This is a genomic window from Bradyrhizobium sp. CCBAU 11386, assembly GCF_028128955.1.
Taxonomy (GTDB): Bacteria; Pseudomonadota; Alphaproteobacteria; order Rhizobiales; family Xanthobacteraceae; genus Bradyrhizobium.
The window spans coordinates 78,885-103,552 of record NZ_LBKA01000240.1; the positions used below are offsets into that span (position 1 = coordinate 78,885).

The 24,668-nt window shown below is 64.4% G+C and carries 23 protein-coding genes, 1 tRNA gene and 1 pseudogene; 14 read left to right on the plus strand and 11 right to left on the minus strand.

Annotated elements, in window-relative coordinates; translation table 11 throughout:
- Window positions 1–54 precede the first annotated feature (54 nt).
- Entirely contained in the window at window positions 55–942 is an 888-nt protein-coding gene (locus XI09_RS26555; protein ID WP_271569468.1) for a DUF4339 domain-containing protein, read from the plus strand.
- Between the two features lie 31 nt (window positions 943–973).
- Window positions 974–1,843, plus strand: coding sequence for a DUF4339 domain-containing protein (locus XI09_RS26560; protein WP_271569493.1), 870 nt, complete (start codon window positions 974–976; stop codon window positions 1,841–1,843).
- Here XI09_RS26560 and tesB read toward each other — a convergent pair.
- The gene (gene tesB / locus XI09_RS26565) at window positions 1,840–2,703 is read right to left on the minus strand and encodes an acyl-CoA thioesterase II (RefSeq protein ID WP_271569469.1); all 864 of its coding nucleotides are present in this window, start codon (window positions 2,701–2,703) and stop codon (window positions 1,840–1,842) included. The genes XI09_RS26560 and tesB overlap by 4 nt on opposite strands.
- 204 nt (window positions 2,704–2,907) lie before the next feature.
- Between tesB and XI09_RS26570 the strand changes: the two genes are divergently transcribed.
- A complete protein-coding gene (locus XI09_RS26570) occupies window positions 2,908–4,128 on the plus strand; it encodes a ubiquinone biosynthesis hydroxylase (protein ID WP_271569470.1) in 1,221 nt (406 codons plus the stop codon).
- Window positions 4,129–4,368: 240 nt separating this feature from the next.
- Here the strand turns inward: XI09_RS26570 and XI09_RS26575 are convergent, their stop codons facing one another.
- Window positions 4,369–4,566: a Trm112 family protein gene (locus XI09_RS26575; RefSeq protein ID WP_011083431.1), complete on the minus strand. Its 198-nt coding sequence runs from the start codon at window positions 4,564–4,566 to the stop codon at window positions 4,369–4,371.
- A 149-nt stretch (window positions 4,567–4,715) separates the two neighbouring features.
- On the minus strand, window positions 4,716–5,249 hold the full coding sequence (locus XI09_RS26580; protein WP_271569471.1) for a TetR/AcrR family transcriptional regulator: 534 nt from the start codon (window positions 5,247–5,249) through the stop codon (window positions 4,716–4,718).
- A 91-nt stretch (window positions 5,250–5,340) separates the two neighbouring features.
- On the opposite strand from XI09_RS26580, the gene XI09_RS26585 reads away from it, so the two are divergent.
- The 5 genes from XI09_RS26585 (at window position 5,341) to XI09_RS26605 (ending at window position 10,434) form a co-directional block, all read left to right on the plus strand.
- Window positions 5,341–5,691, plus strand: a complete 351-nt coding sequence (locus XI09_RS26585; protein WP_271569472.1) for a hypothetical protein — start codon at window positions 5,341–5,343, stop codon at window positions 5,689–5,691.
- Between the two features lie 64 nt (window positions 5,692–5,755).
- Window positions 5,756–6,607: an SDR family oxidoreductase gene (locus tag XI09_RS26590; RefSeq protein WP_271569473.1), complete on the plus strand. Its 852-nt coding sequence runs from the start codon at window positions 5,756–5,758 to the stop codon at window positions 6,605–6,607.
- 186 nt (window positions 6,608–6,793) lie between these two features.
- Window positions 6,794–7,072 carry a PepSY domain-containing protein gene (locus tag XI09_RS26595; RefSeq protein WP_092189293.1) on the plus strand — a complete coding sequence of 93 codons (279 nt, stop codon included), beginning with the start codon at window positions 6,794–6,796 and terminating at the stop codon, window positions 7,070–7,072.
- 62 nt (window positions 7,073–7,134) lie between these two features.
- Window positions 7,135–7,728 carry a cytochrome b/b6 domain-containing protein gene (locus XI09_RS26600; protein ID WP_271569474.1) on the plus strand — a complete coding sequence of 198 codons (594 nt, stop codon included), beginning with the start codon at window positions 7,135–7,137 and terminating at the stop codon, window positions 7,726–7,728.
- Window positions 7,729–7,932: 204 nt separating this feature from the next.
- Complete coding sequence (locus tag XI09_RS26605; RefSeq protein ID WP_271569475.1) at window positions 7,933–10,434, plus strand: bifunctional diguanylate cyclase/phosphodiesterase; 2,502 nt, start codon at window positions 7,933–7,935, stop codon at window positions 10,432–10,434.
- A gap of 114 nt (window positions 10,435–10,548) precedes the next feature.
- Here the strand turns inward: XI09_RS26605 and XI09_RS26610 are convergent, their stop codons facing one another.
- Together XI09_RS26610 and trxA are read right to left on the minus strand one after the other, a co-directional pair.
- The gene (locus tag XI09_RS26610; protein ID WP_271569476.1) at window positions 10,549–11,226 is read right to left on the minus strand and encodes an LON peptidase substrate-binding domain-containing protein; all 678 of its coding nucleotides are present in this window, start codon (window positions 11,224–11,226) and stop codon (window positions 10,549–10,551) included.
- Window positions 11,227–11,318: 92 nt separating this feature from the next.
- The gene (trxA, locus tag XI09_RS26615) at window positions 11,319–12,242 is read right to left on the minus strand and encodes a thioredoxin (RefSeq protein ID WP_271569477.1); all 924 of its coding nucleotides are present in this window, start codon (window positions 12,240–12,242) and stop codon (window positions 11,319–11,321) included.
- A 274-nt stretch (window positions 12,243–12,516) separates the two neighbouring features.
- Between trxA and XI09_RS26620 the strand changes: the two genes are divergently transcribed.
- The 4 genes from XI09_RS26620 (at window position 12,517) to XI09_RS26635 (ending at window position 16,127) form a co-directional block, all read left to right on the plus strand.
- A tRNA-Gly gene (locus tag XI09_RS26620) sits at window positions 12,517–12,591 on the plus strand.
- Window positions 12,592–12,667: 76 nt separating this feature from the next.
- Window positions 12,668–13,654 carry an NAD-dependent epimerase/dehydratase family protein gene (locus tag XI09_RS26625; protein ID WP_271569478.1) on the plus strand — a complete coding sequence of 329 codons (987 nt, stop codon included), beginning with the start codon at window positions 12,668–12,670 and terminating at the stop codon, window positions 13,652–13,654.
- Between the two features lie 380 nt (window positions 13,655–14,034).
- Entirely contained in the window at window positions 14,035–15,315 is a 1,281-nt protein-coding gene (locus tag XI09_RS26630; RefSeq protein ID WP_271569479.1) for a PQQ-dependent sugar dehydrogenase, read from the plus strand.
- 230 nt (window positions 15,316–15,545) lie between these two features.
- Complete coding sequence (locus XI09_RS26635; protein WP_271569480.1) at window positions 15,546–16,127, plus strand: c-type cytochrome; 582 nt, start codon at window positions 15,546–15,548, stop codon at window positions 16,125–16,127.
- 201 nt (window positions 16,128–16,328) lie between these two features.
- Here the strand turns inward: XI09_RS26635 and panE are convergent, their stop codons facing one another.
- The 4 genes from panE to XI09_RS26655 form a co-directional block, all read right to left on the minus strand.
- The gene (gene panE / locus XI09_RS26640; RefSeq protein ID WP_271569481.1) at window positions 16,329–17,252 is read right to left on the minus strand and encodes a 2-dehydropantoate 2-reductase; all 924 of its coding nucleotides are present in this window, start codon (window positions 17,250–17,252) and stop codon (window positions 16,329–16,331) included.
- A gap of 120 nt (window positions 17,253–17,372) precedes the next feature.
- A complete protein-coding gene (locus tag XI09_RS26645) occupies window positions 17,373–17,987 on the minus strand; it encodes a 2-hydroxychromene-2-carboxylate isomerase (protein WP_271569482.1) in 615 nt (204 codons plus the stop codon).
- Between the two features lie 95 nt (window positions 17,988–18,082).
- Window positions 18,083–19,432 carry an MATE family efflux transporter gene (locus XI09_RS26650; RefSeq protein ID WP_271569483.1) on the minus strand — a complete coding sequence of 450 codons (1,350 nt, stop codon included), beginning with the start codon at window positions 19,430–19,432 and terminating at the stop codon, window positions 18,083–18,085.
- Between the two features lie 90 nt (window positions 19,433–19,522).
- Window positions 19,523–20,104 (minus strand): DUF2239 family protein, encoded by a 582-nt coding sequence (locus XI09_RS26655; protein ID WP_271569484.1) that lies wholly within the window; start codon window positions 20,102–20,104, stop codon window positions 19,523–19,525.
- A 162-nt stretch (window positions 20,105–20,266) separates the two neighbouring features.
- Between XI09_RS26655 and XI09_RS26660 the strand changes: the two genes are divergently transcribed.
- Window positions 20,267–20,932, plus strand: coding sequence for a glutathione S-transferase family protein (locus XI09_RS26660; protein ID WP_271569485.1), 666 nt, complete (start codon window positions 20,267–20,269; stop codon window positions 20,930–20,932).
- A 49-nt stretch (window positions 20,933–20,981) separates the two neighbouring features.
- On the opposite strand, the pseudogene XI09_RS26665 reads toward XI09_RS26660, so the two are convergent.
- Together XI09_RS26665 and ggt are read right to left on the minus strand one after the other, a co-directional pair.
- A pseudogene (locus XI09_RS26665) lies at window positions 20,982–21,197 on the minus strand (MFS transporter); the annotation flags it as partial.
- Between the two features lie 97 nt (window positions 21,198–21,294).
- A complete protein-coding gene (gene ggt, locus XI09_RS26670; RefSeq protein ID WP_271569486.1) occupies window positions 21,295–23,046 on the minus strand; it encodes a gamma-glutamyltransferase in 1,752 nt (583 codons plus the stop codon).
- Window positions 23,047–23,145: 99 nt separating this feature from the next.
- Between ggt and XI09_RS26675 the strand changes: the two genes are divergently transcribed.
- Complete coding sequence (locus XI09_RS26675) at window positions 23,146–24,534, plus strand: MFS transporter (RefSeq protein WP_271569487.1); 1,389 nt, start codon at window positions 23,146–23,148, stop codon at window positions 24,532–24,534.
- The last annotated feature ends 134 nt before the right edge of the window (window positions 24,535–24,668 follow it).

A 24,668-nucleotide genomic window follows, 5' to 3' on the forward strand; every position in this document is an offset into this window, starting at 1 on the left:
CGGTGAACCGAAGCGTCCCAGCCGGTACAAAAGTATGTTTGAGGGGGACGCTTCATGGCGAGCTGGTTCTACGCATCCGAGGGCAAGCAGCAGGGGCCCTTTCCGGACGGGCAATTCCGCGACCTCATCGCCCAGGGCGTCGTGCGCCCGGATACGCTGGTGTGGACCGAGGGCATGGCCGGCTGGCAGAAGGCCGCCGAGATTCCCGGCCTGGTCGGCGGCGGCGCACCGCCGATGATGCCGGCCGGCGGCCCGCCGATGCGCGCTGGTGGTTACGTTGGCGCGGCCAGCGGCGGATCACTCGCCGTCGATTTCGGCATCCTCGAATTCACCTGGCGCACGCTCGTGCTCGTGATCGGCTCGTGCTTCATCATTCCGGTGCCGTGGCTGTTCGTCTGGTACACGAAATGGATCGTACCCTGCGTCAAGGTTCCCGGGCGGCCCAATCTCAGCTTCATCGGTAGCGCGATGACGCTGGTGCCCTGGTTTTTCGGCTTCATCGTTCTGGCGATCGCGCTCGGTTTCGTCGGCAGCCAGTTGCTGAGCAATCTGCTGTTCATCGTCCAGATCGTGCTCTACTGGCTGCTGATAAAATGGATGATTGCGAACTTGGCTTCCAACGGGCAGCCGCTCGGTCTCAGCTTCTCCGGTTCGGTTTGGGCCTATATCGGCTGGAATCTGCTGTTCGCGATTTCCATCATCACCATCATCGGCTGGGCCTGGGTCGCCGCGGCGCAGATGCGCTGGTTCTGCCGCAGCATTGAAGGCACGCGGCGCGAGATCGTCTTCAGGGGCAGCGGTCTTGAGATTCTCTGGCGGGGAATCGTGGCCGCAATCCTGTTCAGCCTCATCATCCCGATCCCGTGGGTGTATCGCTGGATTATGAACTGGTTTGCGTCGCAGACCGAGCTCGCTCCGCGCGGCGCGCAGGCGGGTTTGTAAGAGAAGCCGGCATTCGGATTCCGAACAGAAGATGTCAGACCGAATCTGGTTCTACGCATTTGAAGGCCAGCAAAAAGGTCCGCTCTCCGAAGCGCAGTTCCGCGATCTCATCGCCCGCGGAACGGTGCGAGCCGATACGCTGGTCTGGGCAGAAGGGATGGCGGGCTGGCAGAAGGCCGGCGAAGTGCCGGGTGTCATCCCCGGCGCCGCAGCGCCGTCGTCCTTGCCGGTCGATGGCAGTCCGAACGGCTACGGCGGCGGTCCGCTATCCGTGGACCTGCCGGTCTGGTCGTTCCTGGGATGGTGGATTTTGCTGATGATCGGCAGTCTGCTGGTGATCCCGTCGCCCTGGACCGGGACAGGATATTATCGCTGGCTCTTCCCTCGCATGCACGTTCCGCAGCGGCCGAACCTCGCCTTCACCGGCCAGGTCGGAGACATCTGGTACGTCTTCGTCGCGATGGGACTGGCGGGCTATCTAGGCTACATCGACAGCATCCTCCAGATTTTCGGGATACTGATTCAGGCCATCTTGTCCTGGGTGCTCATTCGCTGGGTCGTCGCCAATATCAGCTCGAATGGTCAGCCGATGCCGATGACGTTCACCGGCAGTGTCTGGGGCTTCATCGGCTGGCAGATCCTAACGTTCCTCGCGGTATTCACGATCATCGGCTGGGCCTGGGTCATGGCCGCGTGGACGCGGTGGATTTGCCGTCACGTCAGCGGGACGCGCCGCGAGATGATCTTCACCGCCACGGGTCTTCAGCTGCTTTGGCGCACCGTCGCGTTTTGCCTCGGATGTCTTTTCATCATTCCGATTCCGTGGCTGCTGCGCTGGTATTTTACCTGGGGCATGATGCAATTCGTGCTCGTTGAGCGCGGTGCAGGCGCGAACGTCTAGGACTTCCGCTCGCGCACGGAGCCTTCCTGCGCGACGGAGGCGACCAGCGTACCGTCGGGCTTGAAGATCGAGCCGCGGGTCAACCCGCGGCCGCTTCGCGCGCTCGGCGAATCCTGGGCGTAGAGCAGCCATTCGTCGGCGCGGAACGGGCGGTGAAACCACATCGCGTGGTCAAGGCTCGCCGGCATCATGCGCTTGTCGAACAGCGTGCGGCCGTAGCGCGCCATGATCGCATCGAGCAACGAGAAGTCCGATGCGTAGGCCAGCGCGCACATGTGCAGCGCCGGATCGTCGGGCAGCTTCGCCGCGGTCTTGATCCAGACGTGGATGCGACCGTCCTCGATCTTCTGGCCGAAATAGCGGCCGAGCTCGACCGGGCGCAGCTCGATCGGACGGTCGGATTCATAGTAGCGGCGGATGAACTCCGGCATCTCCTTGAACAGCGGCTGCTTCGCCACTTCCTCCGCCGTCAGCTTTTCCGGCGGCGGCACATCCGGCATCTTGTCCTGGTGATCGAACGCGCTCTCCTCCTCGGCATGGAACGACACCATGATCGAGAAGATCGCGTTGCCGTGCTGGATCGCGGTGACGCGGCGGGTCGAGTAGCTCTTGCCGTCGCGCAGGCGCTCGACCTGGTAGATGATCGGGATCTGCGGATCGCCCGGCAGGATGAAATAGCAATGCAGCGAATGCGGCAGCCGGCCGTCGACGGTGCGGCAGGCCGCAACCATCGCCTGCCCGATCACCTGGCCGCCGAACACCCGCTGCCAGCTCGTCTTCGGACTGTTGCCGCGGAACAGGTTCACCTCGAGCTGTTCGAGGTCGAGGATCGAAATGAGGTCGATCAGGCTCTTGGACATGGTGGTGCTTTCAAATGCCTCGTCATTCCGGAGCATCGCGCCAGCGATGAACCCGGAATCCCGAGCGATAACCTCTGGATTCCGGGTTCGCGCTTCCGCGCGCCCCGGAATGACGGAAGCGGGCCGTTCCGCCCTTGTTTCACCGCACTGTTTCGCCCACCTCAAGTCTGCTAGCAAGACCAGGAATTGGCCGGGAAGCTTGGTATGTCAGTACAGGGTAGCATTGTCATTGGCGGCGGCGCGTTTGCGGGCCTGGCGCTGGCGCTCGCGCTGCGTCAGGGGCTCGGGCCGGAGATTCCCGTCATCGTCGCCGACCCGGCCCTCAGCACGCGTCCGAGCCGCGATCCACGTGCGACCGCGATCGTGGCCGCCTGCCGCCGCCTGTTCGAGGCGATCGGCGCCTGGGACGACGTCAGGGGCGAGGCGCAGCCGATCCTCGACATGGTCGTCACCGATTCCAAGCTGGAGGACGCCACGCGTCCGGTGTTCCTGAACTTCGCCGGCGACGTCGCGCCGGGCGAGCCCTTTGCGCACATGGTCGAAAACCGCCGCCTGATCGACGCGCTGGTGGTGCGTGCCGAGGCCGAGGGCATCGATCTGCGCGCCACCACGGTTGCCTCCTACGACGCGCGTTCCGACGGCATCGACGTGACGCTTGGCGACGGCAGCGTGATCGCGTCCAGCCTGCTGGTCGCGGCCGATGGTGCGAGGTCGAAGCTGCGCGAGCGCGCCGGCATCGCCACCCATGGCTGGGAGTATGACCAGTCCGGCATCGTCGCCACCGTCGGCCATGAGCGCGATCACGAAGGACGCGCCGAAGAGCACTTCTTGCCCGCAGGTCCCTTCGCGATCCTGCCGCTATCCGGAAAGCGCTCCTCGCTGGTGTGGACCGAGCGCCGAGCCGAGGCCGCGCGCATCATTGCGCTCAGCGACGAGGATTTTCACGGCGAGCTCGAGCAGCGCTTCGGCCTGCATCTCGGCGAGGTGAAGGCGCTCGACAAGCCGCGCGCGTTTCCGCTGTCCTATTTCGTGGCGCGCTCCTTCATCGCGGAGCGCCTCGCGCTGGTCGGCGATGCCGCCCATGTCATCCACCCGATCGCGGGCCAGGGCCTCAACATGGGGCTGAAGGATGTCGCGGCGCTGGCCGAGGTCGTGGTCGATGCGGCGCGGCTCGGCATGGATCTCGGCGCGGCCGATGTGCTCGAGCGCTACCAGCGCTGGCGCCGCTTCGACACCATGGCGATGGGCGTTGCCACCAACTCGCTGAACTTCCTGTTCTCCAACCAGTCGACGCTGCTGCGCACCGTGCGCGACATCGGCCTCGGCCTCGTCGACCGCGCTCCGCCGCTGAAGAATCTCTTCATCCGCCAGGCCGCAGGGCTGACGGGCGAGGTGCCGAGGTTGTTGAAGGGCGAGGCGTTGTAGTTCTCGCCGGCGCTTCACTCCCTCCGTCGTCCCGGACAAGCGCGCCTAAAAGCGCGCGCAGATCCGGGATCCATACGCCGCAGCGATAGTTTTGCGAAGACTCGGAGTTACCAGCTTTGCGCCGCAACCACTCCCTGTGGTTATGGGTCCCGGCCCCCCGTGCGCAATTGCGCACTAGGCCAGGACGACACCGAGTTTGTGGCGGGGCCGTCGCGCAATTCCACGCGACGCCATCCCTGATCAATCGATCTTGCGCGCCTCTTCCGGCAGCATGATCGGGATGCCGTCGCGGATCGGATAAGCGAGCTTGGCGCTGCGCGAGATCAGCTCCTGCTTTGCGGAATCGAACTCGAGCGGGCCCTTGGTCAGCGGGCAGACCAGAATCTCCAACAATTTGGGATCGACGCTGGTTTCGGGGCGTTCGGTGGGCGCGTTCATTGGGGGCTCCGGCGATTGGCTGCCTCTAGCACAGAAATTCGCGTCCGCCCATCGCGCCGGCTCAAGCGTTTTTGAGCGAAGTGGGTACCGGTTAGCATCAAGAAAACGCGTCAAAATGAAAATCGAGTGACCCGTTCCATTGGAACGGGTCACTCGGCAGAGATCATCCGCAGCAGCTCGTCGAGCAGGCCCTGGAGCCGTGCCGCCGGCACCGGCGGGCCCGACAGGGCGAAGCCGAGAAACGTCCAATAGAGGATCTGCGCGCGCGCCTGCGCCGTCGCCGGGTCAAGCCCGCGCTTGTCCAGGAGCTGCTCGATATAGTCGAGCCTGCGGCGGTCGATCGCGCCCACCGCGGCTTGCGCGGCGGCATCGAATGCCGCCCAGTTGCGGACCGCGCGTTCGAGATCGAGCCGCGCGCCGAAGGACCTGCGCAGCAGCGCCTTCAGCGGCTCGTCGCTGGCGGCTTCGACATCGGCGATGATCTGCTCGGCCGCGATCTCGCGCCAGCGCTTCAGCACGGCGGCATGGAACGCGCCGAGATCGGCGAAATGCCAATAGAAGCTGCCGCGCGAGACACCCATGGCCTTCGCGAGCGGGTCGGCCTTCAGCGCGGTGAAACCGCTTTTCGCGAGCGCCTTCAGGCCCTGGCTGGTCCAGTCGTCGGCGGAGAGCTGTTCGGTCATGTCGGGTTCCGGAATCGGACCATACATTAGTGTATTGACAGGTGGCGGGCCAGCACCTACCTCTCCATACATAACTGTATGGAGACCCGCGATGCGCGATCTACTGCTCCAATGCGCCGGACTGGCCACGATCGTCGTTGCCGCCATCCACGGCGTTCTCGGCGAGACCAAAGTATTCGCCCGGGCTCATATCGAGCCGGAGCGGCTACGCACCCTGATCCGTCTGGTCTGGCAGACCTCGACCGTCGCCTGGATCGGCGGCGGCGTGCTCCTGCTCGCAACGCCCTGGATGGCCTCGGAGCCGGCGCGCCACTGGATCGTCGTCACCATGGCTTGCGTGTTCGGCTTCGCGGCCTTCGCCAATGCCTGGGCCACGCGCGGCCGGCATTTCGGCTGGATGGCGCTCAGCGCGGTCGTCGCGATGGCGGTTGCGGGCTACTGAGAATCGAAAATGATCGCCTTCTCGCCACGGCGAACGGCGGGCCGTTACAGATGGAGCTTCAAGCATGGCCCTGACACTCGTCACCGGGGGCACGGGCCATCTTGGCCGGGATATCGTCGATCGTCTCGTTGGCGACGGACGTTGCGTCCGGGTGTTTGCGCGATCGCCGGGCGCGCGATCGGACGTCGAATGGGCGACCGGCGATCTCGCTACAGGCGCGGGATTGCGGGAAGCGCTGTATGATGTCGACACGGTCGTCAACGCGGCGACCTATTCGCCGATCGCGCGGCGCGGCGGCATTCGCCCGACAGACTTCTTCACGTCGCCCTCCGCCGTGGACGTCGAGGGCACCGGGCGTCTGCTGTCGTCCTGCGGGGAGGCCGGGGTGCGGCACCTTCTCCACGTCTCGATCGTCGGCCTCGATGAGGCAACCTTGCCCTACGCGCGGGTCAAGCTTGCCGGCGAACGGCTGGTGCGTGCGTCGGCTCTGTCCTGGTCAGTGGTCCGCGCGATGCCGTTCTACTATCTGCTCGACAGGCTGCTCTCGGGCCTCGCCTGGCTTCCGGTGTGGCCGGTGCCGACGACCCTGTTCAATCCCGTCGATACGTCGGATGTCGCCGACCACGTCGTGGCCTGCGCCTTCGACGGGATGCGTGGCGAGCGCGCAGAGATTGGCGGTCCCGAAGATCTCGAGCTCGTCTCGCTGGCCCGCCGGTATCAGGACGCCCGGGGGCTGCATCGAAAAATCCTGCCGATCAACCTTTCGGACGCGAAGGCGCGCGGCATGGGCTTCGTCGTCAGCCACGGTGTTCGCGGACGGCTCTCCTGGGCGGATTGGCTGCAACGCAACGAGCCCGCTGCGCCAAGCGCGGCCCGGGATGACCGGCCTGGCCGGCGGCGCGCCTGCGGCCCGTGAGACGTAAGGCCGCAGAGGCCCGCCAAAAGCGCGCTGCGCACGGAGAGCACTCAGCTTTTGGCCGACGTTAGAACTTATCTAAAGCAATCCATGCCCGAACCGGATTGACTTCACCTCCTCCTTTGCTTCCTTCGGTCTCGCTCCGCGGCTTCCCGCGCAGCGTCCACGACAGAGGAGGAGAGGTTCGTGAAGGTCATTCGTGTTGTTGCCATGGCACTGACGATCGGGATTGGCGCGGGATCGACGGCCATGGCCGACGGTTTCAAGGACTGCACCAAGCTCGACAAGGCGTCGTGGAAGCCGGCGAGCGAAGCCGAAGCCAAGGCCAAGGCGCTCGGTTACGAGGTGCGGCGCTCCAAGATCGAAGGCTCGTGCTATGAGGTCTATGGCGTCAAGGAAGGCAAGCTCTACGAGCTGTTCTACAGCCCCGAAGATCTCAGCCTGAAGCACACGATCGCGAAATAACTTGCGCGAAATAACCTGCGCGAAGCGATCCGCGCAAAGTAAGGCTTGAGGGTGGTCTACGCTTGATCGAAGAAGCGGTGCCAGAAGCGCGCGGGGCGTCCGACAGGACCCCCGCGGATCGAACCGCTCCGCGGACGATCGCGGTCTGGGACCTCCCGCTGCGCCTCTGGCACTGGACCCTTGCGATCTGTGTTCTGGTCGCGTGGTTCACTCCCACCGTCTATGACCGCCTTCACCGCATCGTCGGCTATACGGTGCTTGGGCTGCTGGCGTTCCGCCTGGTCTGGGGTTTTTGGGGGAGCCGCTATTCGCGCTTCCGCATGGTCGGCGTCAGGCTTCGCGCCGCGCCGCACTATCTCCTGAATCTGCGCCGCGGCATCACCGGCCGCTATATCGGGCTCAATCCGGCCGGCACCCTGATGCTGGTGGCGCTGCTGGCCTCGCTCGCCGTCTCGACGATCACCGGCGCGATGTCGGTCACCGCCACCTTCTTCGGCGTGTGGTGGGTCGAGGACACCCACCGCTATTCATCGGACGCGGTCATCGTCCTTGTCGTGCTGCATGTGCTCGGCGTCGTGCTGATGGGGATTCTCCAGCGCGAGAATCTGGTGCGCGCGATGTTCACGGGACGCAAACGGATTCGCAATCGCCTCTAGACGTTCGTTGCCGATCACTGCGCGCTCTCGGTCGGCTGCGGAGCCGATGGCGCACCATCCTCATGCGCAGACGTCCGGCAACTTCAAATTGCGCTGGCAACGTTAACGTGCCGGTAAGCATGCAATCAGGCGTTGCACAAAATTAACGCGAAGAACGTTTAGCCCATCCACCATCGGCGATATTGACGAGGGGAGCGGTATTGGATGTTCCGCGTTTTTTCCTGCCTTACGGCCGAGCACGATTGGCGTCTCGTCGTGCTTGCTGGCCTGGTCTGCTTCGTTGCAAGCATTGTTGCGGTCAGCATCTTTCATCGTGCGATCGCGGCGCGCGCGAGAACACGGTTGATCTGGATCGCGATTGCCGGTGCTGCCATCGGCTACGGAATCTGGGCAACGCATTTCGTCGCGATGCTCGCCTACGAGCCCGGCGTTACGACCGGCTACGGAATCGTGCTGACGGCGCTTTCGCTTGCTGCGGCAATGCTTCTGACGTCGGGGGGCTTCGGCGTTGCGGTCCGCGACTGCGGCCGGTGGCGCGCGGCGGCAGGCGGCGTCATCATCGGCGGCGGCATTGCCAGCATGCACTATCTCGGGATGTGGGCACTTGAAGTCCCGGGTCGCGTCGCCTGGTCGCTGGACCTCGTGCTCGTCTCGATCATTCTGGGCATGTGTCTCGGCTATGCCGCCCTGGCTGTCGCGATCAGGTACCGGAACTACCGCGGCACCCTCGCCGCGGCAGTCCTCCTGACGCTCGCCATCGTATCGCACCATTTCACGGCCATGGGCGCCGTGCAGATCACGCCGGATCCAACGCGTGCAACGGGGGCCCTGTCGCTTTCTCCGGCCGTGCTCGCGCTCGCCATCGCCGGTGTGGCGCTATCTGTGCTGGGGATGAGCCTGATCGGTGTGCTGGCCGATCGTCGCCTGGCGAGCAGAACCGCCAAGTTCGAGGAGATCATCAGCCAGCTTTCGGTCGCCCGTCAGCAGCTCGAAGACTCGCAGCAGGAACTGCAAGAACAGAAGCTGAGGCTGGACACCGCGATCGACCACATGGTGGAGGGCCTTTGCATGTTCGATGCCGAGAAGCGGCTTGTCGTCTGCAACGAGCGTTATGCTCGACTCTATCGGCTGCCGCCGGAACTGCTGAGGACCGGGACACCGCACGCCGACATCATCAGGCATCGCGTCGTGACCGGTATTCTCAAGAGCGACACCAGCGAGGGCGCTGCCGAGCAATTCATCTCGAAACTGGCCGCGTTGCCGTTCGATGCAGTCTCGAGCAGAATCGACGAGTTCGCGGATGGTCGGTTGATCTGCGTGACGCGGCAGCCAATGGTCGGCGGCGGGTGGGTGGCCACGCATCTTGACGTCACCGAGCAACGCCGGTCCGAGGCCAAGATCGCTCACATGGCACAACACGATGCGTTGACCGATTTGCCAAATCGCGTGCTGCTCAGAGAGCGGATGGAGCATGCCATTGCAGTTACGCGCAATGGCGGCCTCGATCTGGCCGTGCTCATGCTCGATCTCGACCGCTTCAAGGAAGTCAACGACACGCTGGGACATCCGGCGGGCGATTCCCTGTTGCGCGCCGTCGCTGCGCGTTTGCGCGAATGCACCACGGAAACCGCGTTGATCGCCCGACTGGGCGGCGACGAGTTCGCCGTGATCGATTACGTGACCAACCCGGCCGTGGAGGCCGCCGCCCTTGCCGAGAACATCAGAAAGGCGCTTTGCGAACCGTTCGATCTCGGCGATCACCGGGTCACGGTGGGCACCAGCATCGGCATCGCCATCGCGCCGCGCGACGGCAACGATTCCGACGTGATCATGAAGAGCGCAGATCTCGCCCTCTACTCGGCCAAGAGCGGCGGACGCGGTGCATTCCGTTTCTTCGAGCCCGAGCTGGACCAGCTCATGCATGACCGTCGCAACCTGGAAAGGGATATGCGGAAGGCGCTTGCGCGCTGCGAATTCGAGCTTCACTACCAGCCGCTCGTGAGTGTGGAGAGCGGACGAACCTGCGGCTTCGAGGCGTTGTTGCGGTGGCATCACCCCGAGCGAGGTCTGGTCTCGCCTGCCGAATTCATTCCTCTCGCCGAGGAAACCGGCTTGATCCTGCCGCTGGGGGAATGGGTGTTGAGAGCGGCCTGCGCCGAGGCGGCCAGGTGGCCTTCCGATCTGACCATCGCAATCAACCTGTCTCCCGCTCAGTTCAGGAGCAAGGAGCTCGTCTCCGTCATTGTCGGCGCCCTGGCAACTTCTGGGATTGCGCCGCAAAGGCTCGAGCTCGAGGTAACCGAGACCGTCATCATGCACGACAGCGAAGCGGTGTTCGCAGCGCTCGGACAGCTGCATGAGCTCGGCGTGCGGATTGCCCTCGACGATTTCGGCACGGGCTATTCGTCGCTGAGTTTTCTGCAGAGATTTGCATTCGACAAGGTCAAGATCGACCGCAGCTTCGTTAGCGAGCTGTCCAGCAACAGGGAAGAGGCGCGCCGGATCGCCCGTGCCGTGGTTGCGTTCGCGGTCAGTCTTGGCAAGACGACAACCGCCGAAGGCGTCGAAACCGCCGAGCAGTTGGACATTCTGCGCGAAGAGGGCTGTGTCGAGGCGCAGGGCTATTACTTCAGCCGGCCAATGCCGGCCTCCAGGATCCCGCAACTGGCGCAGCGAAAGGCCGAAGCAGCCGAGTACGCCGCGTAGGCATTTGGAGCATTTCGGGCGAGGCGGATACCGGTTGGCGCGAAGGATGCGCGTGAAAACAGGAATCCAGAGCTTCGGTTCTGATTCAATCAGAACCGATCATGCTCGAGACCCTCACTGCAGCGGCGGGTCGCCGCTGGTGCGCTTCTTGGCGAGATCCATCTCGGTCACCGCGATCAGGATCTCGGCGCGGGTCTTCAGGTCAGGCGCCTCCAGCATGGCCTGCTTTTCCGCCGGGCCATAGGGCGACATCATCGCCAGTGCGTTGACCAGCGCCTCGTTGGGCGCGCTCTCGACGCCTTCCCAGTCGACCTTGAGATTGTTGGCCTTCAAGAAGTCCGCCAGCACCGCCAGCAGCGCCTCGCGATCGACCTCGTCCTCGCCCATCCGCGCGGTGAAGTCGTCGACATAGGTGAAGAAATCCACCTTGCACTGCCGGTAGGCGGTGAGCACCTCGAGTTCCTCGACGATCTTGAAGCGCGAGACGCCGGTGAGCTCCAGGATGTAGCGGCCGTCGCCGGATTCGGCGAGCTGGGTGATGCGGCCGACGCAGCCGACGCGGAACAGCGCCGGCTTGTCGGAATTCTTCGGCGAATGCGCCACATCGGGCTGGATCATGCCGATCAGGCGATGGCCGTCGCGGAAGGAATCATCGACCATCGCGAGGTAGCGCGGCTCGAAGATGTTGAGCGGCATCTGGCCGCGCGGCAGCAAGAGCGCGCCCGGCAATGGAAATACCGGAATGATCTCCGGAAGGTCGGCGGGCCCGCGATATTCGATGTTGATCGGCATCTGGTCCCCGCTGCCGGTGTTAGCGCTAGAGCATGATCCGGAAAAGTGCGAAGCGGTTTTCCGACAAGATCATGCTCAAAAAATAACGGCCCTCACGAAAACAGGATCGTCGACAAGCGCTTGCGTCCCTCGATCGTTGCATCATCCGTGCCGCCCCAGGCCTCGAAGAACTGTATGAGCTGCTTGCGGGCGCCGTCGTCGTTCCATTTGCGGTCGCGCTTGATGATCGCAAGCAGCTGCTCGGTCGCGGCTGCCCGGTTGCCTTGCGCGTTGAGCGCGGTCGCAAGGTCGAAGCGTGCCTGATGATCGAGCGGATTTGCGGCGACTTTCTGTTCCAGCTCCGCCACCGGCCCCAGCTGCTCCGCCTGCTCGGCGAGATCGATCGCGGTCTGTACGGCTTTCACGGCGGGGTCGTTGCGCTTGGACTCCGGCACCATGGCCAGCGTCTGCTTGGCCTGCTCCATCGCGCCGGAGACGGCGTAGCACTTGGCGAGACCTGCCAGTGCCGCGATGTTGGTCGAATCGTGCTGCAGCACCTCGGCATAGATCTGCGCCGCGGCGGCCGCGTCGCCCTCGGCGAGCACCGCCTCGGCCTCTTGCAGGATCTCGGCGATATTGGGCTCGCCCGGCGCCGTCACGCCCTTGGTCAGCTTTTCGATGAAGGCGTTGAGCTGGCTCTCCGGCACCGCGCCCATGAAGCCGTCGGCCGGCTGGCCATTGACGAAGGCGATCACGGCCGGAATCGACTGAATGCCCATCTGGCCCGGGATCGCCGGGTGCTGGTCGATGTTCATCTTGACCAGCTTGACCTTGCCCTTGGCCGCCTTGACCGCCTTTTCCAGCACGGGGGTGAGCTGCTTGCAGGGCCCGCACCACTCCGCCCAGAAGTCGATCAGCACCGGCTGGCGCTTCGATTCCTCGATGACGTCCTTCACGAAGGTCTGGGTGGTGGTGTCCTTGATCAGATCGGCCGCAGCCGGGCCCGCCGCTCCGTTACCCTGGTCGATGATCGTCACGGGATCCCCTCGTCTCATGTCTGGAATGGCGGGTCTTTAGCACGTCGCCAATGCATATGCTTCGTTGTCGGCTCCTAAATTGGGCCGGGACGGCCGAATTTCAATCCATCCGGGCCGATTCGGCGGTTCCGGGGCATTTTCGGTCGATTTGGCCGCTTTCGGGGTCCATATAGGCCCCAAGATACCAATCTATGCCGCCGGTAGCTGTTGCATTCCCCTCCCGCTTTTGGCATACGACAGCCGTTGCCGGCGCGTCATGCGACCGACACAGGATGCGGGTGTAGCTCAGTGGTAGAGCACGACCTTGCCAAGGTCGGGGTCGAGGGTTCGAGCCCCTTCGCCCGCTCCAATTTTTCCCAGAGCATCCAGCCAGACCGGACGGAATCGTGGGTTTCCACGCCGTTGGCGGCTGTATCGGGTCCCAAATGACAATTCTGGTCACCGGCAGCGCGGGCCATCTCGGGGAGGCCCTTCTCCGCACGCTCCGCGGGCGCGGCTCACCTGTGCGCGGGGTCGATCTGAAGCCGTCGCCCTTCACCGATGCCGTCGGCTCGATCGTCGATCCGGACTTCGTGCGCGGCCAGATGGACGGCGTCACCGCCGTGATCCACACCGCGACGCTGCACAAGCCGCATGTGGCGACCCACAGCAGGCAGGATTTCGTCGACACCAACGTCACCGGCACGCTCAATCTGCTCGAGGCGGCCGTGGCCGCCGGCGTGCGCAGCTTCGTCTTCACCAGCACCACCAGCGCGTTCGGCTCGCAGCTCCGCCCCGAGGCGGGACAGGCCGCGGTATGGGTCACCGAGGACCTGCCGCCGGTGCCGAAGAACATCTACGGCACGACCAAGCTGATGGCGGAGAGCTTGTGCGAGCTGTTCTTTCGCGAGCGCGGGCTGCCCGTCCTCACCATACGAACCTCGCGCTTCTTTCCGGAGGACGACGACGATCCGGCGATGCGCGCGGCCTACACGTTGGAGAACGCACAGGCCAATGAGCTGCTCTATCGCCGGCTGGATATAGCGGACGCTGTGAGCGCCCATCTGCTCGCCGTCGAACGCGCGCCTGACATCGGCTTCGCCCGCTACATCGTGTCGGCCACGAGTCCGTTCGAGCCGCAGCATCTCGCGGCGCTCGCGCGCGACGCGGCGGGTGTCGTGCGCGAGCTCTATCCGGATTGTGCGCAGCTCTATGCGGCGCACAGCTGGCACCTGTTTCCGCAGATCGACCGCGTCTACGTCAACGATCGGGCGCGGCGCGAATTGGGCTGGCGGCCCGAATTCGGCTTCGCGCATGTGCTGCACAGCCTCCGTGCGGGACAGGATTTTCGCAGCACGCTGGCGCGCGAGGTCGGGTCGAAAGGCTATCATGATGCGGTGTTCGACGACGGGCCTTACCCCGTCGCCTCGTGATCGCCACTGTTGCAGTTTTGCTCGATGCATCAAATGTCTGCGTGCCGTCACCGGGCGCAACATGGCCTTTGCCGTTCTACTGTGCATGGGGTTGTTTTCGCGCTTTTTGTGTGACCGCCCCTTCGGCCGCCTGAAAATCAGCCGCGCGCGATCTTGATTCCGCGTTGCAGCGAGATCATTGCGGCTGCTGAGCCAGCGTCCGAAGACAATCCGTCTCAATTCTTATTGAGCGCAACCGCAGTGCACGCCACGCGCTTCTCACCGCTCGCAGATGTGCTAACCTTTTTGCGTCTGTCGCTCGACAGGCTCCAAACTTCGCCTCTCGACTAGCAAAACAAAATAATGTGCAGCCCCGACGGCTGCCTTAGGGGAGTGACGCGATGAAATTCCATCGATCCGTCTTTCAATCCGTCCTCGCGCTTGCAGCGGTTGCGCTTCTCGCGGGGACCAGCGCCGGCAATGCGCAACAGCAGGACAAGAACCGGACGCTGAAGAAATACGAATCCGGCACCAAGGAATTCTGGACCCATCCGCCGGACGACTGGTTCCTGGGCGACGAGACCGAGGCGCAGAAGGGCCTAGCGCCGCCGTCGGGTCCGCCGACCGGCGCATCGGAGGCCGAGCTCGCGGCGATGATGAAGAAGATCAAGCTGCCGGCGGGCTTCAAGATCGAGGTCTATGCACCCGGCGTGCTCGCCGCGCGGCAGATGGCCTGGGGTGACAAGGGCACGCTGTTCGTCGGCTCGTTCGGCCTCGGCAACGTCTATGCCATCAAGGACAACAACGGCAAGAAGGAGGTCAAGACCATCCTCAAGGGGCTGAACATGCCCACCGGTCTCGCCTTCAGGGACGGTGCGCTCTACGTCATCGCGGTCGACAAGCTGATCCGCTACGACAACGCGGAAGCCAATCTGGACAAGCTCGGCGACGGCAAGGTCGTGTATGACGACATGCCCTCCTATGCCGCCCATGGCTGGAAGTACATCGCGGTCGACAAGGACGGCTGGTTCTACATTCCGTTCGGACCGCCCTTCAACATCGGCATTCCCCCGACCAACGTCTCGCAGATCCGGCGCGTCGATCCCAAGACCGGCAACGCCGAAGTCTATGCGCTCGGCGTCCGCAACTCGGTCGGCGGCGACGTCGATCCGCGTACCGGCAAATACTGGTTCACCGAGAACGCGCGCGACTGGGTCAGCGACGATCTGCCCAGCGACAAGCTGAACATGATCTCGAAGATCGGCGAGCATTTCGGCTATCCCTATTGCCATCAGGGTGACCTGCCCGATCCGAAGTTCGCGATGGGTCACAAGTGCTCCGAGTTCACGCCGCCCGTGCTGAACCTCGGCGCGCATGTCGCTCCGCTCGGCATGAAGTTCTACACCGGTGATCAATTCCCCGCCGAGTACAAGAACAACATCCTGATCGCCGAGCACGGCTCCTGGAATCGTCACAAGTACCAGGGCGGCCGCATCATGCGCGTGATCGTCGGGCCCGACGGCAAGAACGCCAAGCAGGAGGTGTTCGCCTCCGGCTGGATCGAGGGTGACCAGGGCTATCTCGGCCGTCCCAGCGACATCATCCTCGCCAAGGACGGTTCGATCCTCGTCGCTGACGACTGGGCCGGCGCGATCTATCGCATCAGCTACAGCAAGAAGTAGCGCGCGGGCGAAACGAAGGCTGCGGTGGCCATGAGGCGGCCGCAGCCTTTTTCACGCCATGCGGACAGGCTTGCGGTGGAACACCTTCGTCATGCCCGGACTTGATCCGGGCATCCATCAAACAAGAAACTCATTGAAAATGGGATGGATTGCCGGGCCTGCGCCACGCCGAAGCGGCTTCGGCCCCGCAGGCGGGTCAAGCCCGGCGATGACAGTCGGAGAAATCATCGATGCGGATTGCTTGGTTCGGATTGCTGTCGGCGGCGCTCCTGCTGACGCCGGCTTCTCACGCCGCGGACACTGCCGCCGGCAAGGCCAAGGCGGAGGCCTGCGCCGGCTGTCACGGCGACAACGGTATCTCGCAGACCGAGAACATCCCCTCACTCGCAGGCCAGCCCGATCAATTCCTGCAATGGCAGCTCGTGTTCTTTCGCGCCGGCTCGCGCAAGAACGACCAGATGCAGCCGATCGTCGAGGAGATCGGCAACGAGGACATCCGCAGTCTCGGGGCTTACTTTTCGCAGCTCGCGCCGCCGAAGGGTCCGGAGGACAAGGACTCCGATCTGTCGAGGAAAGGCGCCCAAGTCGCCACCGGCCGCCGCTGTGCCTCATGCCACACGGACACCTACGCGGGCACCAAAGCCGTTGCGCGCCTCGCCGGTCAGCGCGAGGAATATCTCGTGAAGGCGCTGCACGACTACAAGGCCGGCCAGCGCGTCGGCGGCGGCGTCGCCGCGATGGCCGATGTCGCCTACGGGATGAGCGAAGAAGAGATTACGGCGGTCGCGCATTACCTGGCGCATTTGCAGTAGCGCAGGAAGTGTAGCGGTAAACTCCGCTGTCGTCCCGGACAAGCGCGCCTCAAGCGCGCGCAGATCCGGGACCCATACCCACAGGAAGATGTGGTTACGGGGACTCGGAGCGCCGACTTCGCGTACGATGTAATCTTGTGGTTATGGGTCCCGGATCTGCGCTTACGCTTGTCCGGGACGACACCGAGTGTGTTGCTGGAGCTACCCCGCCCGCTGCTTCTCATACGCCTTCAAATGCGTATACGCGATGCGCAGCTTCGGCACCGGCACCTTGGCGGCATCGCCGCGTGCGATGAGATCGCCGATGACGTGATCGGCCTCGACCGGCAGGCCGGCCTTGATGTCGCGGAACATCGACGCCGTCATCGGCGAGCCCTCGGTGGTGAGGTTGCCCTTCACCCGCTCGAAGAACGGGCCACCTGGCGGATAGCCTGACGCGGTGGCAATCTCACTGGTCTCGTCGAGCATGCCGAGCAGGAAATCCCTGCCGCCGGGAGCAGCGAGGATGTTGCCGATGGAGGTGCGCATCAGGCTGGTGGAGGCCGCGAGCGAGGAGAGGAACACCCATTTCTCCCACATGTCCTGCATGATGTTCTGGCTGGCGGTGGCACCAACGATGCCACTCTTGAAGGCTTCGTCGATCGCCTTGACCCGGTCGGACAGCTTGCCGTCGCGCTCGCCGTAGCTGATCGCCTGCATCGGCTGGAGCTGCACCACCTCGCGCTTCTCGTTCAGCATTGCGGCGATGGCACAGAGCCCGCCGAGCACGCGCTCCTTGCCGAACCTGGCATCGAGCGTATCGAGATGCTTCATGCCGTTCAGCATCGGAATGATCGCCGTATCAGGCCCGACCGCCGCCGCGAACGCCTTGATGGCATCGTCGAGATCGAACGCCTTGCAGCTCAAGAGCACGACATCGAACTTGTCCTTGAGCTTGTCGGCCTCGACCGTCGGCGGAGCCTTCAGCGTCACGTCGCCGTTCGGGCTCTTGATGACGAGGCCGGCGCTCGCCAGCTCGCTGCCGCGCCGCGGCCGGACCAGGAAGGTGACGTCGCGGCCGGCCTGCAACATCCTGCCACCAAAATAGCCGCCAATGGCGCCAGCGCCGACCACGAGGATACGCATGGGACAAACTCCGTTATTGTTGTTCTTTGGACAAAGGCGAATGGCGAACAGGGAGTAGCGAATAGGATAGCAGATAACGAAACGCGAGTAACGTTTCCACTACTCGCCATTCGCCATTCACTACTCGCCCTTTTCCAGCACCATCTCCTCGACTTCACGCAGCTGCTCCTTGCCAAAGAACATCTCGTTGCCGACGAAGAAGGTCGGCGAGCCGAATGCGCCGCGCGCGACCGCCTCTTCGGTGTTCTTGATCAGCTTGCCCTTCACCTCGGGCTCCTGGGCGCGCGCGAACAGCTTTTGCGCATCGAGGCCGGAGGACGCCAGTGCCTTCGCCGCGATTTCAGGATCGTCCATCTTCTTCGGCTCGCGCCACATGTGGTGGAAGGCGGCCTCGACATATGCCTCGAATACGCCCTCGAGCTGCGCCGCGATCGCGGTGCGCATCAGGTTCAGCGTGTTGACGGGGAAGTGCGGGTTGAAGACGTAAGGCTGGACCTTGAAGCGCTTGATGAAGCGCTCAGTCTCGATCGCCTGGAATTCGCGCTTGTTCTTGATGCCGGCGAGCGTCTCGGCCGGCGACCTGTTGTTGGTCGACTTGAAGATGCCGCCGAGCAGGATCGGCACATATTCGAATTTGACGCCGATGCGCTGTTCGATTGCCGGGATCGCCAGATGGCTGAGATAGGCGTTCGGGCTGCCGAAATCGAACAGGAATTGCGGGGCTGTGCGGGTCAAATCGTTCTCCCTGACGTCGCTTTTTCATCCATTGTGGCGCAGCGTGCGCCACAGGTCCACCGTTTAATGATGGTCATAATACCTTGATGATCCGGTCAGATCAGACGCCGGATTGCCCGCCTGCGCCACACCAAGATGTAATAGCCCATCTGCAAAACGAACATGGCGCAGAACACGATCGGATAGGCGGCCCATACGCCCCTCAGGCCAATCGTGCGGCTCAGGATGACCGCAGCCGGCAGCTCGATCGCGAGAATCGCGAAGATCGAGAGCAGCATCGGCGTCAGCGCCACGCCGGCGGCGCGCATGGCGCCCGAAAACACCGTTGCCAGGCCGAACGGCACCGAACTCCACAAGGCAATGGTGAGCAGTTCCTTGGCGAGATCGAGCACGGCGCCGTCGGTGATGAAGATGCCGAGCACGGCGCGTGGCGCGAGATAGATCAGCGCCACGAGCCCGCCGGTCAGGACGAGGTTGAAGGCGAGGCCGGTGCGCACGATGCCGTCGAGCCGGCCCCTGTCGCCGCCGCCGATGGCCTGCGCGCCGAGGATCGAGACCGCGATCGAGATCGACATCGCCGTGAACTGCGTATAGCCCATCACCTGGTTGACGGCGCCATAGGCGGCGGTGGCGTCGGAGCCAAAGCCGTTGACGAGGCCGAGCAGCACGAGCTCGGCGATCGCCATCACCACCATGCCGATCGCGCTCGGCAGTCCGATGCCGAGAATCTTGCCGAGCACGGATCCGTCGAGCCGCAGATGACGCAGCAGCGCGGCATCAGGAGCAAGCGCATGTTGCTTTCGCCGCAGATGGACGGCCAGCGCGATCAGCGTCAGCGCGTTGGCGATCGCCGCCGCCCATGCCGGGCTGGCGATGCCGGCCGCCGGCAATCCGAACGCGCCGCGGATCAGCATCGGCGTCAGGATCAGGCCGATCGCGGTCGACAACGCCAGCGCCAGCAGAGGCGTCAGTCCATCGCCGACACCGCGGATCATCGCCGTCATCAGCAGGAAGACGAAGCCGAGCGGCATCGTCAGCAGCATGATGCGCGCATAGGCGGAGGCCTGATCGAGAATGTCCGCGGGCGTCGCGAGCGCCATCATCAATGGCCGGCAGAACAGCCCGCCGACCAATGCAATCGAGATCGAGAGCAGCAGGCCGACCGCGAGCGTCGTGCCGGCAACGATCTTGATCATGCCATGTTCACCGGCGCCAAACGCCTGGCCGATCAGCACGGTGGCGCCGGTGCTCAGGCCCATGACGAAGGCGAACAGGAAGAACATCACCGGGAAGAACGCCGAGACGGCGGCGAGCGCGTCGACGCCGATCATCTGGCCGAGATAGACGTTGCTGACGGTGCCGAACAGCGATTGCAGCGCGTTGCTCAGCATCAGGGGCGCGAGGAAGCGGAGGAATGTTGTCCAGAGCGGCGTGGCGGCGGACATGGATTGGCCTTTCATCAGGGCGTGCGAAGCCGTTGCCGCGCGAGGCGCGGCTTGGGCCGTCGATAGGGTTGAGAGAAAGCGCCGCGCGGTTTACGCGCGGTCGCTGTAGGCGAGCTTGACGATGTGGTCGCGGATGTCAGTGGGCCAGTCCGCGATCAGTCCGGTGAAGCGCCGCCGGTCATCCGCGAACAATGCCCGCGAGGCTTCCTCGAATTGCGGCAGGTTGCCCGCCATGGTCGACATGAAGTGATAGGCCGCATCGCGCGCCTGCCGCTCGCGGTCCTTGTCGCCGCTGGCACGCCTTGCCTCGTCGACGAGTTTCCGCAGCGCGACCGAGGCGCCGCCCGCCTGCGCGTTGAGCCACTCCCAGTGCCGCGGCAGCAGCGTCACCTCGCGCGCGACCACGCCGAGCTTCGGCCGGCCGCGCCCGCGCGGCTCGCTCGGTGGTGCGGTCTCCTCAACCGTGGGCGGGATGAGCTTCGTCACCCGCGCCAGCACCTCGCGATCCCCGCCGCGCAGATCGAAGTCGATCGATCGGCCCGTAGAGTCCTCGAAGATGATGATGGGCTCGTCCGGCGGTGGCGCCATCCGCTTGACGACCAGCGCGACCTCTCCTGCCGGCCCGGACGCCAGGCGGCGCCGGCCCTGGAAAGCTGTGAAAGTCCTTTGCATCGGAATCATAGCCAACTTGATGAAGTTGGCCTTTTAATACCCGGGTAAATTATCCTTGTCAATATACCCGGGTGAAAATATCCGTCAGGACGGCTCGACATTGCGTTCCCGGGCTGGCACGAACGCGGCCAACCGACCACGCCTAGCCTGGGGACCCCGCCGATGCTGACCGTCCATCACCTCAACAATTCCCGCTCGCAGCGCGTGCTGTGGCTGCTCGAGGAGTTGGGCGTGCCCTACGAGATCGTGTGCTATCAGCGCCAGCCGGACATGCGCGCGCCGAAGGAGCTGCGCGCCATCCATCCGCTCGGCAAGTCGCCCGTCATCACCGACAACGGCAACACCATCGCGGAGTCAGGCGCGATCATCGAATATCTCATTGCCACCTACGGCAACGGCCGGCTGATCCCGCCGCCGAACACGCCGGAGCGGTTGCGCTTCACCTATTGGCTGCACTATGCGGAAGGCTCGGCGATGCAGCCGCTGCTGCTCAAGCTGCTGTTCACGCTGATGCCGAAGCGCGCACCGGCGCTGCTTCGTCCGCTGGTGCGCAAGGTCTGCAACCAGGCGCTCACCGCGCTGGTCAATCCGCAGCTCAAGCAGCACATGGATTACTGGGAAGGCGAGCTTGCCAAGAGCGAGTGGTTCGCCGGCAACGAGTTCACCGCGGCCGACATCCAGATGAGCTTCCCGCTCGAAGCCGCGCAAGCGCGCGGCGGGCTGGAGCAGGGCCATCCCAAGGCGATGGCGTTCCTGGAGCGCATCCATGCGCGGCCGGCCTACGCCAGAGCGCTGGAAAAAGGCGGGCCGTACCAGGTGGGGCGGTAGTTAGTTTCTGTCATTCCGGGATGGTGCGAAGCACCAGACCCGGAATCTCGAGATTCTCAGGTGCCGCGTCGACCTTCCACAGCGCGATGATGGTGCCGATCACCAGCGGATAGATCATGAAGTCCATGCCGTCGAGCGCCCAGCCCGCCGCGCAGGCCCAGAACGTCCGTCGCTCCGGCGTGTTCATGTCGCGATAGAAGGCGAGAAGGCTGGTGTCCTCGATCTCGGCGCGTTCGATGCGCTGGTTCGGATCGGCTGTGGTCATGTGCGTTTCCCCGGCAGTTTCTTGAAGCTGCGCGGTGGTAGCACGCGTGGCAGCGGGCGCAAGCGAGCGCCCGCTTCGGTGCCATGCAGCGGACGAGCTACTGGCCCGCTGCTTCCGCGCCGCGCGTGCGCGGATCAGGTGCGCCGAGGGGACCGTTCGGTGTCACCGCGATCGAGTTGGCCGAGGTCTGTCCCATCGGCTCGACGATGAGATGGTCCATCGCCTTCAGCGCGAGCAGGACATCCTCCGGAAAACCGCGCTCGATGCGCACCTCGTCCGGCAGCCATTGATGGTGCAGCCGCGGTGCGGCAACGGCGGCGGCCACATCCATTTTGTAATCGAGCACGTTCACGATCACCTGGAGCACGGTCGAGATGATGCGGCTGCCGCCGGGCGAGCCCGTCACCAGCACAGGCTTGCCGTCCTTCAGCACGATGGTCGGCGACATCGACGACAGCGGCCGCTTGCCGGGCCCTGGCAAATTGGCCTCGAAGCCGACGAGGCCATAGGCGTTGGAAGCGCCGACCGCCGCGGTGAAATCGTCGAGCTCGTTGTTGAGCAGCACGCCGGTGCCATCAGCGACGAGGCCGACGCCATAGCTGAAGTTCAGCGTGTATGTGTTGCTGACGGCGTTGCCGCGGTCATCCACGACGGAGAAATGCGTGGTGTTGCTGCCCTCGCGCGGCGCGCTTGCGGCGGACACCAGCTGCTTCGACGGCGTGGCGCGGCTGGTGGAGATGCCCGCGCGCAGCTTGGCGGCGTAGTCCTTTGCCGTGAGGGTGTCGATCGGTGCGTTGACGAAGGCGGGATCGCCGAGATAGCGCGCGCGGTCCGCATAGGCGCGCTTCATGGCCTCGATCAGGAGATGCAGCGACGCCGGCGAGCCCTGCTTCAGCTCCGCGAGCTGAAAGCCTTCGAGGATGTTGAGCGTCTCCACCAGCACCACGCCACCGGAGGAAGGCAGCGGCATCGACACGATGTCGTAGCCGCGATAGGTGCCGCGCACGGGCGCGCGGATGATTGGCTGATAGGCCTTCAGGTCGGCAGCCGTCATGATGCCCCCGGCGTCGGACAGGGCCTTGGCGAGCTTTTCCGCAATCGGGCCCTCATAGAAGCCGGGCGGACCTTGCGCGGCGACGGTCGAGAGCGTTTCGGCGAGATCGCTCTGTACCAGTCGATCCCCTTCACCGAGTGAGGTGCCATCAGGCCGCGAAAAAATCCTGGCCGAAGAAGGCCAGCGCACGAGGCGCCGGTGCCAACCCGGCAGGCTATCGGCGATATCGTCGCTGACGATGAATCCGTCGCGGGCGAGCGCGATCGCGGGCTCGAGCAATTGCGCCAGCGTGAACTGGCCCGAGCCGTATTTTTCCAGCGCCAGCGCGAGTCCTGCGACGGTGCCCGGCACGCCGACGCCGAGCGCGGAATCGCGCGACTTCGCGGTGTCAGGCTTGCCGTCGGGACCGAGGAAGATCTGCGGCGTGGTCGCTGCCGGCGCGGTCTCGCGATAGTCGATCGCGATGTCCTCGTTGCGCTCAGCGGAATGGATCACCATGAAGCCGCCGCCGCCGATATTGCCGGCGCGTGGATAGGTCACGGCCATCGCAAAGCCGGTCGCGACCGCGGCATCGACGGCATTGCCGCCGCGTCGTAGGATATCGGCGCCGACTTGCGCCGATATCCTTTCCTGCACCACCACCATGCCGTGCTCGGCTGCAACGGCATGCACCGTGTCGAGCGCGGGCGGGACATAGGCGCGCCGCGCATCCTGTGCGGTCGCAGACGCCAGACCAACCGCCAGAGCGGCAAACAAGGCGAAAAATGTCCGCCGTGACGAAAATGACGACATCATCAAATTTCCGCTGGGTCCTCGGGACAGTTCACACACGTCGCTGCAATGCTATACGGTTGCCCCAAGACAGGCAAAACTGTTCGTGATGAGGACTGCGTGATGACGACGATCGCCTCGGATGCGCACATGGCCAGCGCCCAGCGGACCTATCCGCCGCGCGCCGCCGTCGTCAGCTGGATCTTTTTCGACTGGGCCGCGCAGCCTTATTTCACGCTGATCACGACCTTCGTGTTTGCGCCTTATTTCGCCACCAGCATTGCGCCAGATCCTGCCACCGGCCAATCGCTGTGGGGCTTTGCGATGGCGGCAGCGGGCCTCGCCATCGCGCTGATGTCGCCGGTGCTGGGGGCCATCGCGGATGCCTCGGGCCGCAGGAAGCCATGGATCGCGGGGTTCGGCGCGCTGCTGGTGCTGGCGTCCTGCACGCTGTGGATCGGCAAGCCCGGCGATCCCTCGGTCATTCCGCCCCTGCTCACCGCGGTCGCGCTCGCCAGCGTCGGCGCAGAATTCGCCACCGTCTTCAACAACGCGATGATGCCGACCTTGGTGCCGCCGGAGCGGATCGGCCGGCTCTCCGGCACCGGCTGGGCCACGGGATACATCGGCGGCATCGTCAGCCTGATCATCGTGCTCGGCTTGCTCGCGGCGAATCCCGAGACCGGACGCACGCTGCTCGGTTTCACGCCGCTGTTCGGGCTTGATCCCGCCAGCCATCAGGGAGATCGCGCCGCCGGACCGCTGACCGGGTTGTGGTTCATCATCTTCGTGACGCCGATGTTCCTGTTCACGCCGGACTATCCGGCGAAGCGCCCGGTGCGCGAGGCGCTGCGCGAAGGCCTGTCGGAGCTGAAGCAATCGATCAGGAGTTTGCCGCAGCAGAAATCGCTCGCAGCGTTCCTGCTCGCCAACATGATCTACACCGACGGCCTGGTGTCGCTGTTCGCCTTCGGCGGCATCTACGCCGCCGGCACGTTCGGGTGGCACACGATCCAGATCGGCACCTTCGGCATCATGCTCGCGATCGCCGGCGCGTTCGGCGCCTGGCTCGGCGGCAAGCTCGACGATCATCTTGGGCCGAAGCGCGTCATCGCCGGCAGCATGCTGGTCCTGCTGCTGTCGGTGGCGGCGATCCTTCTAGTCGACAAGGACAGCGTGCTGTTCGTCAAGGTCGCAGCCCCCCAGCCGGGAGCGCCCTTGTTCTCGAGCGCGGCCGAGCGCGCCTATCTCGTACTGGGCTGCCTGATCGGCGCTGCCGGCGGACCGCTTCAGGCCGCCTCGCGGACGCTCCTGATCCACCTCGCACCAAAGGATCGTATCGCGCAGTATTTCGGCCTGTTCGCGCTGACCGGGAAAGTGACGTCCTTCATCGGCCCGCTGCTGATCGGCACGATCACCGCGGCGACCGCGAGCCAGAAGGCCGGCATGGCCGTGCTGGTGGTGTTCTTCGTCGCGGGACTGGGGTTGTTGATGCGGGTGCGGGAGAACTGATTCCGCTATCGCCAAATATTGCGATGTCGTCCCGGCGTAGGCCGGGACCCATAACCACCGAATTGATTTTGACGAAGATTGGCAATTGTCAGCTCGCGCAACAATTGCGTCCTCGGCGTATGGGTCCCGGCCTG

Excerpts from the sequence above, each read along its gene's own strand:
- XI09_RS26675 (WP_271569487.1), top strand. The coding sequence starts at position 23,146 with ATGACGACGATCGCCTCGGATGCGCACATGGCCAGCGCCCAGCGGACC.
- XI09_RS26570 (WP_271569470.1), top strand. The coding sequence starts at position 2,908 with ATGTCAGTACAGGGTAGCATTGTCATTGGCGGCGGCGCGTTTGCGGGC.
- XI09_RS26635 (WP_271569480.1), top strand. The coding sequence starts at position 15,546 with ATGCGGATTGCTTGGTTCGGATTGCTGTCGGCGGCGCTCCTGCTGACG.
- XI09_RS26580 (WP_271569471.1), bottom strand. The coding sequence starts at position 5,249 with ATGACCGAACAGCTCTCCGCCGACGACTGGACCAGCCAGGGCCTGAAG.
- XI09_RS26590 (WP_271569473.1), top strand. The coding sequence starts at position 5,756 with ATGGCCCTGACACTCGTCACCGGGGGCACGGGCCATCTTGGCCGGGAT.
- XI09_RS26655 (WP_271569484.1), bottom strand. The coding sequence starts at position 20,104 with ATGCAAAGGACTTTCACAGCTTTCCAGGGCCGGCGCCGCCTGGCGTCC.
- XI09_RS26585 (WP_271569472.1), top strand. The coding sequence starts at position 5,341 with ATGCGCGATCTACTGCTCCAATGCGCCGGACTGGCCACGATCGTCGTT.
- XI09_RS26555 (WP_271569468.1), top strand. The coding sequence starts at position 55 with ATGGCGAGCTGGTTCTACGCATCCGAGGGCAAGCAGCAGGGGCCCTTT.
- tesB (WP_271569469.1), bottom strand. The coding sequence starts at position 2,703 with ATGTCCAAGAGCCTGATCGACCTCATTTCGATCCTCGACCTCGAACAG.
- XI09_RS26650 (WP_271569483.1), bottom strand. The coding sequence starts at position 19,432 with ATGTCCGCCGCCACGCCGCTCTGGACAACATTCCTCCGCTTCCTCGCG.
- XI09_RS26660 (WP_271569485.1), top strand. The coding sequence starts at position 20,267 with ATGCTGACCGTCCATCACCTCAACAATTCCCGCTCGCAGCGCGTGCTG.
- panE (WP_271569481.1), bottom strand. The coding sequence starts at position 17,252 with ATGCGTATCCTCGTGGTCGGCGCTGGCGCCATTGGCGGCTATTTTGGT.
- XI09_RS26630 (WP_271569479.1), top strand. The coding sequence starts at position 14,035 with ATGAAATTCCATCGATCCGTCTTTCAATCCGTCCTCGCGCTTGCAGCG.
- XI09_RS26610 (WP_271569476.1), bottom strand. The coding sequence starts at position 11,226 with ATGCCGATCAACATCGAATATCGCGGGCCCGCCGACCTTCCGGAGATC.
- XI09_RS26605 (WP_271569475.1), top strand. The coding sequence starts at position 7,933 with ATGTTCCGCGTTTTTTCCTGCCTTACGGCCGAGCACGATTGGCGTCTC.
- XI09_RS26625 (WP_271569478.1), top strand. The coding sequence starts at position 12,668 with ATGACAATTCTGGTCACCGGCAGCGCGGGCCATCTCGGGGAGGCCCTT.
- ggt (WP_271569486.1), bottom strand. The coding sequence starts at position 23,046 with ATGATGTCGTCATTTTCGTCACGGCGGACATTTTTCGCCTTGTTTGCC.
- XI09_RS26575 (WP_011083431.1), bottom strand. The coding sequence starts at position 4,566 with ATGAACGCGCCCACCGAACGCCCCGAAACCAGCGTCGATCCCAAATTG.
- XI09_RS26560 (WP_271569493.1), top strand. The coding sequence starts at position 974 with ATGTCAGACCGAATCTGGTTCTACGCATTTGAAGGCCAGCAAAAAGGT.